The following is a 13,366-nucleotide window of genomic DNA, read 5'->3' as shown; positions in this document are numbered from 1 at the left end:
AACCCATGGCCAGACGCGAGAAGCCGGTCTTTCTCAACGACCCGCAATGGTACAAGGACGCGGTGATCTACCAGGTCCACGTGAAATCCTTCTACGACGCCAACAACGATGGCATCGGCGACTTCGCCGGGCTGATCGAGAAGCTCGACTACATCGCCGACCTCGGCGTGAACACTCTCTGGCTGCTGCCGTTCTACCCGTCGCCACGCCGCGACGACGGCTACGACATCGCCCAGTACCGTGGCGTGCACAGCGACTACGGCAGCCTCGCCGACGCCCGCCGGTTCATCGCCGAGGCCCATCGACGCGGTCTGCGGGTGATTACCGAGCTGGTGATCAACCACACCTCCGACCAGCATCCCTGGTTCATCCGCGCCCGCCACGCGAAGAAGGGATCGCGCGCCCGCGACTACTACGTCTGGTCGGACAGCGACGAGAAATACCAGGGTACGCGGATCATCTTCATCGACACCGAGCAGTCCAACTGGACCTGGGACCCGGTAGCCCAACAGTACTACTGGCACCGCTTCTATTCCCACCAGCCGGACCTGAACTTCGACAACCCGCAGGTCCTGCGCGAGGTGCTCGGGGTGATGCGCTACTGGCTGGACATGGGCGTCGACGGCTTGCGCCTGGACGCGATTCCCTACCTGATCGAACGCGACGGCACCAGCAGCGAGAACCTGCCGGAGACCCACCAGGTGCTCAAGCGCATCCGCGCCGAGCTGGACGCGCACTATCCCGACCGCATGCTGCTGGCCGAGGCCAACCAGTGGCCGGAAGACACCCGGCCGTACTTCGGCGGCGAGGATGGCGGCGAGGGCGACGAATGCCACATGGCCTTCCACTTCCCGCTGATGCCGCGCATGTACATGGCCATCGCCCAGGAGGATCGCTATCCGATCACCGACATCCTGCGCCAGACCCCGGACATCCCGGCCAATTGCCAATGGGCGATCTTCCTGCGCAACCACGACGAGCTGACCCTGGAGATGGTCACCGACGACGAGCGCGACTATCTCTGGAACCACTATGCCGCCGACCGCCGCGCGCGCCTCAACCTGGGCATCCGCCGGCGCCTGGCGCCGCTGGTGGAGCGTGACCGGCGGCGCATCGAGCTGCTGCACAGCCTGCTGTTGTCGATGCCGGGCACGCCGACCCTGTACTACGGCGACGAGATCGGCATGGGCGACAACATCTACCTCGGCGACCGCGACGGCGTGCGGACCCCGATGCAGTGGTCGGTGGACCGCAACGGCGGCTTCTCCCGCGCCGACCCGGCGAAGCTGGTGCTGCCGCCGATTCTCGATCCGCTGTACGGCTACCAGACGATCAACGTCGAGGCGCAGGCGCGCGACCCGCATTCGCTGCTCAACTGGATGCGCCGCCTGCTCGCCGTGCGCAGCCAGCAGAAGGCCTTCGGCCGCGGCAGCCTGAAGATGCTCGCGCCGAGCAACCGACGGATCCTCGCCTACCTGCGCGAATACGCCGAGGGCGAACGGCAGGACAGCATCCTCTGCGTGGCCAACCTGTCGCGCGCGGCCCAGGCGGTGGAACTGGACCTCGCCAGCCATGCCGGCAAGGTGCCGGTGGAGATGATCGGCGGCATGTCGTTCCCGCCGATCGGCGAGCTGACCTACCTGCTGACCCTGCCGCCCTACGGCTTCTACTGGTTCTACCTGGCCGACGCGACGCAGATGCCGAGCTGGCACGTGGCCGCCGACGAGCGCCTGCCGGAACTGCCGACCCTGGTGGTCAAGCAGCGCCTCGGCGAGCTGCTGCAGGGCGCATCGCGGAACATCCTGGAAGGCGAGACGCTGCCGGCCTACCTGCCGAAGCGCCGCTGGTTCGCCGGCGAGAAAGGCCAGCCACGGCTCTGCTACATCGTTCCGCTGGACGAGGCGGAGCCGCGCTGTGCGTTGTGCGAAGTGGAGATCGACGGGCTGCGCTACCAGTTGCCGCTGGGCTTCCTCGACGCCGACCAGCGCGGCGACAGCCTGCCTCAGTTGCTGGCCCTGGCACGCTTGCGGCGCGGTCGCAAGGTCGGCCTGCTGACCGACGCCGCCAGCCTGCCGCTGTTCGCCCGCAAGGTCCTCGCGCAACTCCGCGCCGAGGCGGTGATCGCCCACGGCGACGGCGAGATCCAGTTCATCCCGGCGGCGGGACTGGCGGAAATGGACGACATCGCCGACGAAGACGTCCTGCCGTTCTCGGTGGAGCAGTCCAACAGCTCGATCCGCTTCGGCGAGCGCATGGTCCTCAAGGTGCTGCGCAAGATCCTTCCGGGGCTGCACCCGGAAATCGAGGTCGGCGGCTACCTGACCCGCCACGGCTACCCCGGCATCGCCCCGTTGCTCGGCGAGGTACGGCGGGTCGGCGCGGATGGCGAGCCGCACACGCTGATGATCCTGCAGGGCTACCTGAACAACCAGGGCGACGCCTGGAACTGGACCCTGGACAACCTGGAGCGAGCCGTGCGCGACGAGATATCCGCGGCCAGCGAGGCGCTCGAAGGGCAATACGACAGCCTCGCCGAACTGCGCGGCTTCGCCGCCAACCTCGGCGCCCGGCTCGGCGAGATGCACAGCGTACTGGCCGGCGAGTCGGACGATCCGGCCTTCGGCAGCCGCGAGAGCGACGAAGCCAGCGTCCAGGCCTGGGCGCTGCGCATCGCCGAACAGTTGCGCGAAGCCGGCAAACGCCTGAGCGAGCCGCCACGGCCGTTGCAGGGCGAGGCGGCGGAACAGGCGCGGCGCCTGCTGGAACGCCTGCCGGCGCTGCTCGAACGCCTGCCGCTGCTGGCCCGGCAGGCAGCCGGCGGGCTGCTGATCAGGGTTCACGGCGACCTGCACCTGGGCCAGGTGCTGATGGTCCAGGGCGACGCACGCTTCATCGACTTCGAGGGCGAGCCGGCGCGCAGCCTGGAAGAGCGCCGCCAGCGTCACAGTCCGATGAAGGACGTCGGCGGCATGCTGCGCTCGTTCGACTACGCGGCGGCGATGGTCCTGCGCAACGCGCAGAGCACCGATAGCTCGGAACAGGCCGACAGCGCCCGGCGCAAGGTCGCCATGCGCTATCGCAGCGAAGCCCGCGACGCCTTCCTGGCCGGCTATCGGGCCGCCGCGGCGGGTCTCATGCACGCCTGGCACGGTCGCGAAGGCGAGGGGGCGGCGCTGGCCCTGGCCTGCCTGGAAAAGGCCGCCTACGAACTGCTCTACGAAGCCGACTACCGCCCCGACTGGCTGGAAGTGCCTCTCGCCGGTCTGGCCGAACTCACCGAACACCTCCTGAAGGGCAAGAACCGATGAGCGAACCGATGTCCGAACGCGAACGCTGGCAACTGGAGCTGGACAAGCTGCAGCGCGGCCTGCAGGGCGATCCATTCGCCTTCCTCGGCCCGCAGCGCGACCCCGGCGGCGAAGGCGGCGTGCTGCGCGCCTACCTGCCCGGCGCGCAGCGCGTCGAGCTGCTCGACGAAGACGGCGCGACGCTCGCCGAACTGGAGCAGAGCGACCCCGGCAGCGGCTTGTTCCAGCGCCACCTGGAGCGCCTGCCACCGCGCTACCGCCTGCGCGTGCACTGGCCGGACGGCGTGCAGGAAAGCGAAGACCCCTATGCCTTCGGGCCGTTGCTCGGCGAACTCGACCTCTACCTGTTCGCCGAAGGCAACCACCGCCAACTGGCCTCCTGCCTGGGCGCGCAACTGACCCGTCACGAAGGCGTGGAGGGCGTGCGCTTCGCAGTCTGGGCGCCGAACGCCGTGCGCGTCTCGGTGGTCGGCGATTTCAACGGCTGGGACGGGCGCCGTCACCCGATGCGACGACGCTATCCATCCGGCGTCTGGGAACTGTTCGTCCCGCGCCTCGGCGAGGGCGAACTGTACAAGTACGAGTTGCAGGGCCACGACGGCCTCCTGCCGCTGAAGGCCGACCCCCTGGCGCTGGCCTGCGAGACGCCGCCCGGAACCGCTTCGAAGACCTGCGCGGCGTTGCGCCACGAGTGGCGCGACCAGGACTGGCTGGCCCGGCGCGCGGAGCGCCAGGGCTATGCGGCACCGCTGTCGATCTACGAAGTCCACGCCGGCTCCTGGCGCCACCGCGACGGCCGGCCGCCGCACTGGTCGGAACTGGCGGAGGAGCTGATTCCCTACGTGCGCCAGCTCGGCTTCACCCATATCGAGCTGATGCCGGTGATGGAACATCCCTTCGGCGGCTCCTGGGGCTACCAGCCGCTCGGGTTGTTCGCCCCCACCGCGCGCTACGGCACGCCGGAGGACTTCGCCGCGTTCGTCGACGCCTGCCACCAGGCCGGCATCGGCGTGATCCTCGACTGGGTGCCGGCGCATTTTCCCACCGACGCCCACGGCCTGGGCCGTTTCGACGGCACGGCGCTGTACGAGTACGAACATCCCTTCGAAGGCTTCCACCAGGACTGGGATACCTACATCTACAACCTTGGCCGCAGCGAGGTGCACGGCTTCATGCTGGCCTCGGCGCTGCACTGGCTGCGCACCTACCACGTCGACGGCCTGCGGGTGGATGCGGTGGCCTCGATGCTCTATCGCGACTATTCGCGCAAGGAAGGCGAATGGCTGCCGAACCGCCATGGCGGCCGGGAGAACCTGGAGGCCATCGACTTCCTCCATCACCTCAACCAGGTGGTCGCCAGCGAAACCCCCGGCGCGCTGGTGATCGCCGAGGAATCCACCGCCTGGCCCGGCGTCAGCCGTCCGGTGGCGGAGGGCGGCCTGGGCTTCAGCCATAAGTGGAACATGGGCTGGATGCACGACAGCCTGGCGTACATCGGCGAAGACCCGCTGCACCGGCGCTATCACCACCACCAGTTGACCTTCGGCCTGCTCTACGCCTTCTCCGAGCATTTCATCCTGCCGATCTCCCACGACGAGGTGGTACATGGCAAGCACTCGCTACTGGACAAGATGCCCGGCGACCGCTGGCAGAAGTTCGCCAACCTGCGCCTGTACCTGAGCTTCATGTGGTCGCACCCGGGCAAGAAGCTGCTGTTCATGGGATGCGAGTTCGGCCAGTGGCGCGAGTGGAACCACGACGGCGAACTGGACTGGTACCTGCTGCGCTATCCGGAGCATCAGGGCGTACAGGACCTGGTGGCGGCCCTCAACCGGCTGTACCGCGAACTCCCCGCACTGCATGCGCGCGACGGCGAGGCGCTCGGCTTCGAATGGCTGATCGGCGACGACCAGGCGAACAGTGTCTACGCCTGGCTGCGCCACGCGGCCGGCGAGCCATCGCTGCTGGCGGTACACAATTTCACCCCGGTGCCGCGCCAGGGCTATCGGATCGGCGTACCGCAAGGCGGCGACTGGGACGTGCTGCTCAATAGCGACGCCCAGGCGTTCGCCGGTTCCGGCGCAGGCAGCCAGGGCCGCGTCTCCAGCGAGTCGTGCGGCGCCCATGGCCAGGCGCAGTCGCTGGTGCTCGACCTGCCGCCGCTGGGCACGCTGCTGCTGCGTCCGGCCGGCTGATTCAGGCCTGGCCCTGGCGCAGGCGGCGCTGTTTGCGGCGCAGGCGGATCGCCCGGCGCTCCAACAGCAGGTAGACCACGCAGGCCAGCGCCAGGGGTAGGAGGAAATACAGCACCCGGTAGCCGATCAACGCGGCCAGCAGCACGCCCTGGGACAGGCGCCCCTGGAGCAGGGCGATGAACACCGCTTCGAGCACCCCGAGCCCGGCCGGGATATGGGTGATGACCCCGGCGATGCTGCTGATCAGGAGGATCGCCAGGACGCTCGGGTAATCCACGCTGTGCGGCAGCAGGCTGTACAGCAGGAGCGCCATCAGCGACCAGTTGCTCGCTCCGAGCAGGCCTTGCAGGGCCGCCAGCCGCCAGGACGGCAGGGTCAGCCGATGCTCGCGCCAGCCCCAGGCGCGGCGTCGGGCGAAACGGCAGGCCAGCAGGTAGCCTGCGGCCAGCGCCAGGAGCAGGACGCCGATCAGGCGCAGGCCGTCGCTGCCGAGCTTCCAGCCCGGCGGCAAGGCCGGCAGGCCGCAGCTGAACAGGATGCCGGCGAGCAGCAGGTAGCCGAACCAGTTGGTCACCAGGCTGAAGGTGAGGATCCGGGTGATATCGGCGATGTCCAGGCCGAGCCGACTGTACAGGCGATAGCGCAGCGCCACGGCGCCGACCCAGGAACTCAGGTTGAGGTTGAACGCATTGCACACGAACGCCACGGTGAAGACCCGCCGCTTGGGCAGCGAGTGGCCGATGTAGTAGCGGCTGAGCAGGTCGAAGCTGCTGAACACCGTATAGCCGGCGGCCGCCAGCAGCAGCCCGAGGAACAGGGTCGCGGGGCGATACTCGCCGAGGGCGTGGCGGACTTCCTGCCAGTCGAGATTCTTCACCAGCAGGAACAGCAGCACCGGGACCAGCACGAAGAACGCCAGGGTCAGCAGCCTGCGCAGCCAGCGCCAGTGAGCGCGGCGTGGCGCCGCCGAGGCAGTTGCGTGACCGCCGCCGTTCATGGGTTGCCCCGCTGGCCCTGGCGTTCCTGCCAGCGCCGCGACGGACGCGGCTCCAGCGATTTCAGGCGCGGCAGATGGGCGGGTACCCAACCGGCGATGGCCGGGAAATGCCGGGAAAAGTGGAAGCCGAGGAAGATCAGCGGCGCCCGCCACCAGTAGCCGCGCCTGGCGTGGCGGCGGCTGATGCGCCGGCAGTGGCGGCGCGCCAGCTCGCGCAGGTGCTGGTAGAGCTGGCCGTTGAAGGCGACGTCGTGGATCACCAGGTTGGCCTCCAGGTTCAGCGACAGGCTGAGGGGATCGAGATTGCTCGAACCGATGGTCGACCAGTCGTCGTCGATCACCGCGACCTTGCCGTGCAGCGGACGCTGGCAGTATTCGTGGATACGCACGCCCTCGCGCAGCAGGTAGTCGTAGAGCAGCCGGCTGCACAGGCGCACCAGCGGCATGTCCGGCATGCCCTGTAGTACCAGGTCGACGCGCACGCCGCGGCGCGCCGCATCGCGCAGCTCGCGAAGCAGGCGGTAGCCGGGGAAGAAATAGGCGTTGGCGATCAGCAGGCGTCGCCGCGCCTGGCGGATCGCCTGCAGGTACTCGCGCTCGATGTCGTCGCTGGACTGGTCGTTGTCGCGGATCACCAGGCGCACCCGCGCCGGCTGCCCGGCGCCCGACGGCCGCAACGGCGGGTAGTCGGCGTCCGGTTCGAGCAGCGCCAGGCAGGCCTGGCGGATATCGCGCACCACCGGGCCCTCGACGCGCACCGCGTAGTCCTGCTTGGCCATGTTGCCGCGACGTACCAGGTGGTCCTCGCCGTAATTGATGCCGCCGACGAAGGCCTGCCGGCGATCGATCACCACCAGCTTGCGGTGCAACCGGCGAAACAGGTTGGTGCGCATGCCGAGCAGGCGCGGGCGCGGGTCGAACAGGTGCACGCGAACCCCGGAGGCGGTCAGCCTGGCCAGGTAGTCCGGGCTGAGCGAGGCGGTGCCGTAGCCGTCCACCGTGACCTGCACCTCGACACCGCGCTCGGCGGCGGCGCTGAGGGCTTCCTGCAACTGCCGGCCGACCTCGTCCTCGAAGATGATGAAGGTTTCCAGGAGGATCTCCCGGCGCGCCTCGGCGATGCACTGGAACAGGCGCGGAAAGTACTCTTCGCCGTTGATCAGCAGTTCTACGCGGTTGCCGTCGCGCCAGGGGAAGTTCATGGCTCCACCTCCACCGCCAGCGGCAGGTGGTCGGACAGGTGCGACCAGGGCCGCCGCGAGAGGATGCGCGGCTGGCGCCCGCGGGCATTGCGCAGGTAAATGCGGTCCAGCGGCAGCACCGGCCAGCGCGCCGGGAAGCTGCGCGCCGGCCGGCCCTGGGCGCCGACGAAGACTTCGCGCAGGCCGCAACCGGCGAGCAGTTGGTCAGCGCGCTGGCGCCAGTCGTTGAAGTCGCCGGCGACCACCACCGGCTCGCGCTCCGGCAGGCCCGCCACCAGTTTGCAGAGCAGTTGCAACTGGCGCTGGCGCTGCGCCTCGCGCAATCCCAGGTGCACGCAGACCGCGTGCAGCGGACGGCCGATGTCGATCACCGCATGCAACAGGCCGCGTTCCTCGTTGCCCGCCACCGAGACGTCGAGGTTGCGGTGAGCGAGGATCGGATGCTTGGAGAGCACGGCATTGCCATGGTGGCCTTCGGGATACACCGCGTTGCGCCCGTAGGCGAACTGCGGCCACATGCTGTCGGCCAGATACTCGTATTGCGGCGCCGGCGGCCAGGACGGCAGGCGCGCGGCGTGCAGGCTATGGGAGCCGAGGACCTCCTGGAGGAACACCAGGTCGGCACCGACGCTGCGCACCGCTTCGCGCAACTCCGGTAGGATGAAGCGCCGATTGAACGGGTTGAAACCCTTGTGGGTGTTCACCGTCAGCACCTGCAGGCGCGGCAGGATCATGCGGCACTCTCCCGCAGGTCATCGGGCAACTGTCCGGGCACCGTGCGCAGGCCGCCGTCGAGTTCCAGCAGCTGCAGGAGGCGCCGGGCGTCGTAGGGCGCGCGCACCTTGACGTCGTTGTCGAAGTAGCAGTACAGGTCGCGCGCCGTCGCCGTCGCCGGGGCGTCCTGGCTGGCCCGGCGCAGGTCGTCGGTCTGGCCGCCGCCGGCCCAGGCGCGGATCCGTGCCTGCCACTGGCCCAGGGCCGCTTCCGAATAGCCGCTGCGGTAGAGCTCCTTGTCGCCATGCAGGCGCAGGTAGAGGAAGTCGGCGCAGACGTCGCCGAGCAGCGGCCACTTGCCGGCGGTATCGGCCACCACCAGGGCAACCCGGTATTCGCGCAGCAGCTCGATGAACGTCGGGTCGACGAAGCTCTCATGGCGGATTTCCACGGCATGCCGCAGGCGCTGCGCCGGATCGCCGTCGAGGTAGCCCTCGCGGTGCAGGCGCGCGGCGCTGTGCCGGGCGAGCTTCTGCGCGGCGGCGCCGTCGCGCGGCAGGCGGGCGAGGAAATCGGCGAACAGCTCGCGGTCGAAGCGCATGCTCGGCGGGAACTGCCAGAGGAACGGGCCGAGGCGCTGGCGCAGGGCGAGGGGGCCGGAGGCGAAGAAGTTCGCCAGCGGCTCGTCGATCTCGCGCAGGCGCCGCACGTGGGTGATGTAACGCGGGGCCTTGACGCTGAAAACGAAGTCCTCGGGGGTGTCCTCGGCCCAGCCGCGGAAGCGCTCGGGCGTCTGCAGGGCGTAGAAGGTGCCGTTGATCTCGATGCTGTTCACCGCCCGCGAGGCGAAGCGCAGTTCGTCCTTCTGGCGCAGCCCCTCGGGATAGAAGTCACCTCTCCAGGGGGCGTAGCGCCAGCCGGAAATGCCGATGCGCAGGCGTGCCGGTGCGCTCATGCATCACCCCCGGGCGCCGCTTTCCGGCGTCGGCCGGCGCGCCAGTTCGTCCACCGCGCGTTCGTCGAGGCGTTCCTCGCTGCCCTCGACCTGGCGCTTCTGCGGCACCAGTTCGACCTTGATCCAGCCGGTCTCGCGGCGGTCGAAGGCTTCGAAGGCCTCGATGGCGTCGCCGATCGGCTTCACCTGGGTGAGGATCTTCGCCGGGTCGATGCGTCCGCTGAGCACATGTTCGAGCAGCAGCGGAATGTACTTGCGGTGGTGGCAGTTGCCCATGCGGATGGTCAGGTTGCGGTTCATCGCCAGGCCGATGGGAAACTGCCGCGAGTCTTCGGCGTAGACGCCGATGATCGACAGGGTGCCGGCCTTGGCCAGGCCCTGCACCGCCCACTCCAGGGCCTGTGCGGGGGCGTTGCCGGGACTCCAGCTGGTGCCCTCCTGGCGCGGCGCCGGGGTGGCGGTGCCATGGCTGTGCTCGGCGTCCACGCCGACGGCGTCGATGGCGCGGTCCACGCCGATCCCGGCGGTCAGCCAGCGCAGGGCCTGGACCGGATCCTCGCGCTCGAAGTCGATCACTTCGGCGCCTTGCTGGCGGGCCATGTGCAGGCGGTCCGGGTGGCGGTCGATGGCGAACACCCGGGCGGCGCCGAGGAGCAACGCGCTGGCGATGGCGAACTGGCCCACCGGACCGCAGCCGAACACGGCGACGGTGTTGCCGGGGGCGATACCGGCCAGTTCGGCGCCGAAGTAACCGGTGGGGAAGATGTCCGACAGGAGTATCGCCTGGTCGTCGCTGATGCTGCTGGGCAGGCGGATCAGGCCGATGTTGGCATAGGGAATCCGCGCTTTCTCGGCTTGCAGCCCATGGAAGCCGCCGTTGGCCCGGGGACCGCCGAAGAACGCGGTGCCGGCCTGGCTGCCGCCGGGGTTGGCGACGTCGCACTGGGCGTAGTAGCCGGCTCGGCAATACACGCAATTGCCGCAGGCGATGGTCGAGGGAATCACCACCCGGTCGCCGACCTGAAGGTTGCGCACTTCGTCGCCGAGCGCCTCGACGATGCCCACGCCCTCATGGCCGAGGATGGTTCCCGGACGCATGCCGCCGACGCTGCCACGGACGAAGTGCAGGTCGGTGCCGCAGATCGCCGAGGCGGTCAGCCGCACGATGGCGTCGGTGGGCTCCTGCAGGCGCGGCTCCGCCACGTCTTCCAGGCGGATGTCGCCGATGTCATGGAATACCACGGCTTTCATGGCGTTCTCCCGGTTGGGGCCCGGCCTCGGCCGGTACGGCAAAGGCGGGCCGGGTGGAAGAAAGGCTCAGTAGTGGGCCTGGGCGACGCCCTGCAGGACGGTGGCGCTGGAGGCCTGGTCGCGGCAGCTGGCGATGTTGCCCAGGGAAACCACGCCGACCAGCCGCTTCTCGCGGTTGAGCACCGGCAGGCGGCGCATCTGGATGTCGGCCATGTTGCGGGCCACGTGCTGGACGTCTTCGTCTTCGAAGCAATAGTGGATGTCGCCGCTCATGATGCGGCCCAGCGGGGTATCCCCGGACAGGCCGCCGGCCACCGCGCGGATGGCGATGTCGCGATCGGTGATCATCCCGACCAGGCGGTCGCCTTCGCCGACCAGCAGGGCGCCGCTGTCGATCCTCGCCATGGTGGCGGCCGCCTCGCGGATGCTCTGCTGCGGGTCGGCGACCTGGACGTTGCGGGTCATGATGTCGCTGATCTTCATGCTGTCCTCCTGTGTAGGGTGGATGTGCGGGCGCCGCGTGCGGCACCTACAGGTTCCGACTGGAGGTGCCGGGGGCGGTTCAGCTTTTTTCCCCGCCGTTCATCCTTCCGCTCCGGCGCCCGGCGGTTGTAGCTCGAACAGCAGGAAACTGCGGCCGCCGACCAGGAACTCGCTGGCGAACGGGTAGCGTTCGCCGAGCGGGTCCTCCGGCCGCTGGGTATCCAGCAGGCAGGTCCAGCCGCTGCCTTCGGCCACCTCGGGAAGACGGAAGGACACCGCGTCGTGGTAGGCATTGAGGATCAGCAGCAGGGTGGCATCCTCACCGCTGCGCAGGATCCCGGTGGGTTGCGCGCGGCCATCGAGGAGCACGCCGAGACAGCGGGCGTGCTCGTCGTGCCAGTGTTCCTCGGTCATCTCCTCGCCGCCGGGCGCCAGCCAGGTGACGTCCTTGACACCCAGCGCCTCGTTGTACTCGCCGACCAGGAAGCGCCCCCTGCGCAGGATCGGATAGCGTTGGCGCAGGGCCAGCAGGCGCTGGGTGAAGGCCAGCAGCGAACGGCCCTCGTCGTCCAGCCGCCAGTCGATCCAGCCCAGTTCGTTGTCCTGGCAATAGACATTGTTGTTGCCCTGCTGGGTGCGGCTGAACTCGTCGCCGGCGACCAGCATCGGGGTGCCCTGGGACAGCAGCAGGGTGGACAGCAGGTTGCGCATCTGGCGCAGGCGCAGGGCGCGGATCTCCGGGTCGTCGGTGGGGCCCTCGCAGCCGTGGTTCCAGGACAGGTTGTGGTCGCTGCCGTCGGCGTTGTTCTCGCCGTTGGCCTCGTTGTGCTTGTGATCGTAGGAAACCACGTCGCGCAGGGTGAAACCGTCGTGGGCGGTGACGAAGTTCACCGACGCGTAGGGCCGCCGTCCACGCTGGTCGTAGAGATCGCCGGAGGCGGTTAGGCGTCGCGCCAGTTCCGGCAGCATGCCGTCGTCGCCGCGCCAGTAGGCGCGCACGCAATCGCGGAAACGGTCGTTCCATTCCGCCCAGCCGGGCGGGAAGCCGCCTACCTGGTAGCCGCCGGGGCCGCAATCCCAGGGTTCGGCGATCAGCTTGCACTTGCTCAGCACCGGGTCCTGGCGGCAGGCGACGAGGAAGCCGTGGCGCTCGTCGAAACCGTCCGGATGGCGGCCGAGGATGGTCGCCAGGTCGAAGCGGAAGCCGTCCACGCGCATCTCCGTGGCCCAGTAGCGCAGCGAGTCGGTGACCATCTGCAACACGCAGGGGTGGCTGAGGTCGAGGGTGTTGCCGGTGCCGGAATCGTTGATGTAGTAGCGGCGCTGGTCGGGCATCAGGCGGTAGTACGAGGCGTTGTCGATGCCGCGCATGCACAGGGTCGGACCCAGCTCGTTGCCTTCCGCGGTGTGGTTGTAGACCACGTCGAGGATCAGCTCCAGTCCGGCGTCGTGGAGGTGCGCGACCATCTCCTTGAACTCGTTGACCTGGCCGCTGGCGAGGTAGGCCGGGTGCGGGGCGAAGAAGGCGATGCTGTTGTAGCCCCAGTAGTTGCTCATGCCGTTTTCCAGCAGGTGCTTGTCGTCGACGAAGCCGTGGATCGGCAGCAGCTCGACGCTGGTCACCCCGAGCCGGCGGATGTGCGCCAGCAGGTCGGCGTTCATCAGCCCGGCGAAGGTCCCGCGAACCGCCTCCGGGACCTGTGGATGGCGCATGCTGAGGCCGCGCAGGTGGGCTTCGTAGATCACCGTGCGGTCCCAGGGGACGCGTACCGGCGGGCGCTCGGCCCAGGTGAAGGCCGGATCGATGACCTTCGACTTGGGCACGAAGGGCGCGCTGTCGCGCTCGTCGAAGCTGAGGTCGGCGTCGGCCGAGCCGATGGTGTAGCCGAACAGCGCCTCGGACCAGCGCAGGCGGCCGACCAACTGCTTGGCGTAGGGATCGAGGAGCAATTTGTTGGGATTGAAGCGGTGGCCGGCATCCGGCTCGTAGGGACCGTGCACCCGGTAGCCGTAGATCTGCCCCGGGTGGGCGTCGGGCAGGTAGCCGTGCCAGATCTCGTCGGTGTACTCGGGCAATTCGATGCGCTCGATCTCCTTTTCCCCGCGCGCGTCGAACAGGCACAGCTCGACCTTGGTCGCGTGGGCCGAGAACAGCGCGAAATTGACGCCGAGGCCGTCCCAGGTGGCGCCAAGGGGGAAGGGGTGCCCTTCGCTGATCCGCGAAGGAGCGGGGCTACGCTTTCTGCTCATGCACTGGACTC

9 protein-coding genes are annotated in these 13,366 nt (G+C 68.8%); 2 read left to right on the top strand and 7 right to left on the bottom strand.

Features of this window, described 5'->3' with window-relative positions:
• The first annotated feature begins 5 nt into the window (after positions 1–5).
• Positions 6–3,308, top strand: coding sequence for a maltose alpha-D-glucosyltransferase (treS, locus tag ACI766_RS14940; RefSeq protein ID WP_003088929.1), 3,303 nt, complete (start codon positions 6–8; stop codon positions 3,306–3,308).
• Positions 3,305–5,503 carry a 1,4-alpha-glucan branching protein GlgB gene (glgB, locus tag ACI766_RS14935; protein ID WP_003113646.1) on the top strand — a complete coding sequence of 733 codons (2,199 nt, stop codon included), beginning with the start codon at positions 3,305–3,307 and terminating at the stop codon, positions 5,501–5,503. The genes treS and glgB overlap by 4 nt, the downstream gene beginning before the upstream one ends.
• Position 5,504: 1 nt before the next feature.
• Here the strand turns inward: glgB and ACI766_RS14930 are convergent, their stop codons facing one another.
• From ACI766_RS14930 to glgX, 7 genes are all read right to left on the bottom strand, one after another.
• On the bottom strand, positions 5,505–6,500 hold the full coding sequence (locus ACI766_RS14930; RefSeq protein WP_023089842.1) for a lysylphosphatidylglycerol synthase domain-containing protein: 996 nt from the start codon (positions 6,498–6,500) through the stop codon (positions 5,505–5,507).
• The gene (clsB, locus tag ACI766_RS14925) at positions 6,497–7,702 is read right to left on the bottom strand and encodes a cardiolipin synthase ClsB (RefSeq protein WP_012614202.1); all 1,206 of its coding nucleotides are present in this window, start codon (positions 7,700–7,702) and stop codon (positions 6,497–6,499) included. Before clsB ends, ACI766_RS14930 begins: the two co-directional genes overlap by 4 nt.
• On the bottom strand, positions 7,699–8,436 hold the full coding sequence (locus ACI766_RS14920; protein ID WP_058170395.1) for an endonuclease/exonuclease/phosphatase family protein: 738 nt from the start codon (positions 8,434–8,436) through the stop codon (positions 7,699–7,701). The genes clsB and ACI766_RS14920 overlap by 4 nt, the downstream gene beginning before the upstream one ends.
• Positions 8,433–9,371: a DUF72 domain-containing protein gene (locus tag ACI766_RS14915; protein ID WP_003118104.1), complete on the bottom strand. Its 939-nt coding sequence runs from the start codon at positions 9,369–9,371 to the stop codon at positions 8,433–8,435. Before ACI766_RS14915 ends, ACI766_RS14920 begins: the two co-directional genes overlap by 4 nt.
• Before the next feature lie 3 nt (positions 9,372–9,374).
• Positions 9,375–10,622: a zinc-dependent alcohol dehydrogenase gene (locus ACI766_RS14910; protein ID WP_003088939.1), complete on the bottom strand. Its 1,248-nt coding sequence runs from the start codon at positions 10,620–10,622 to the stop codon at positions 9,375–9,377.
• Positions 10,623–10,688: 66 nt separating this feature from the next.
• Positions 10,689–11,105 (bottom strand): CBS domain-containing protein, encoded by a 417-nt coding sequence (locus ACI766_RS14905; protein WP_003088942.1) that lies wholly within the window; start codon positions 11,103–11,105, stop codon positions 10,689–10,691.
• 99 nt (positions 11,106–11,204) lie between these two features.
• The gene (glgX, locus tag ACI766_RS14900) at positions 11,205–13,355 is read right to left on the bottom strand and encodes a glycogen debranching protein GlgX (protein ID WP_003113651.1); all 2,151 of its coding nucleotides are present in this window, start codon (positions 13,353–13,355) and stop codon (positions 11,205–11,207) included.
• Between the last annotated feature and the right edge of the window lie 11 nt (positions 13,356–13,366).

It is taken from the genome of Pseudomonas sp. DL (assembly GCF_047199225.1).
Taxonomy (GTDB): domain Bacteria; phylum Pseudomonadota; class Gammaproteobacteria; order Pseudomonadales; family Pseudomonadaceae; genus Pseudomonas; species Pseudomonas aeruginosa.
The sequence above is the reverse complement of the archived record's forward strand: the minus strand, read 5'-3'. Positions and strand labels throughout refer to the sequence as shown.

What these genes read in the sequence shown, in the direction of transcription:
- ACI766_RS14910 (WP_003088939.1), bottom strand. Translation starts at nt 10,622, where the DNA reads ATGAAAGCCGTGGTATTCCATGACATCGGCGACATCCGCCTGGAAGAC.
- ACI766_RS14920 (WP_058170395.1), bottom strand. Translation starts at nt 8,436, where the DNA reads ATGATCCTGCCGCGCCTGCAGGTGCTGACGGTGAACACCCACAAGGGT.
- glgB (WP_003113646.1), top strand. Translation starts at nt 3,305, where the DNA reads ATGAGCGAACCGATGTCCGAACGCGAACGCTGGCAACTGGAGCTGGAC.
- ACI766_RS14905 (WP_003088942.1), bottom strand. Translation starts at nt 11,105, where the DNA reads ATGAAGATCAGCGACATCATGACCCGCAACGTCCAGGTCGCCGACCCG.
- ACI766_RS14915 (WP_003118104.1), bottom strand. Translation starts at nt 9,371, where the DNA reads ATGAGCGCACCGGCACGCCTGCGCATCGGCATTTCCGGCTGGCGCTAC.
- glgX (WP_003113651.1), bottom strand. Translation starts at nt 13,355, where the DNA reads ATGAGCAGAAAGCGTAGCCCCGCTCCTTCGCGGATCAGCGAAGGGCAC.
- treS (WP_003088929.1), top strand. Translation starts at nt 6, where the DNA reads ATGGCCAGACGCGAGAAGCCGGTCTTTCTCAACGACCCGCAATGGTAC.
- ACI766_RS14930 (WP_023089842.1), bottom strand. Translation starts at nt 6,500, where the DNA reads ATGAACGGCGGCGGTCACGCAACTGCCTCGGCGGCGCCACGCCGCGCT.
- clsB (WP_012614202.1), bottom strand. Translation starts at nt 7,702, where the DNA reads ATGAACTTCCCCTGGCGCGACGGCAACCGCGTAGAACTGCTGATCAAC.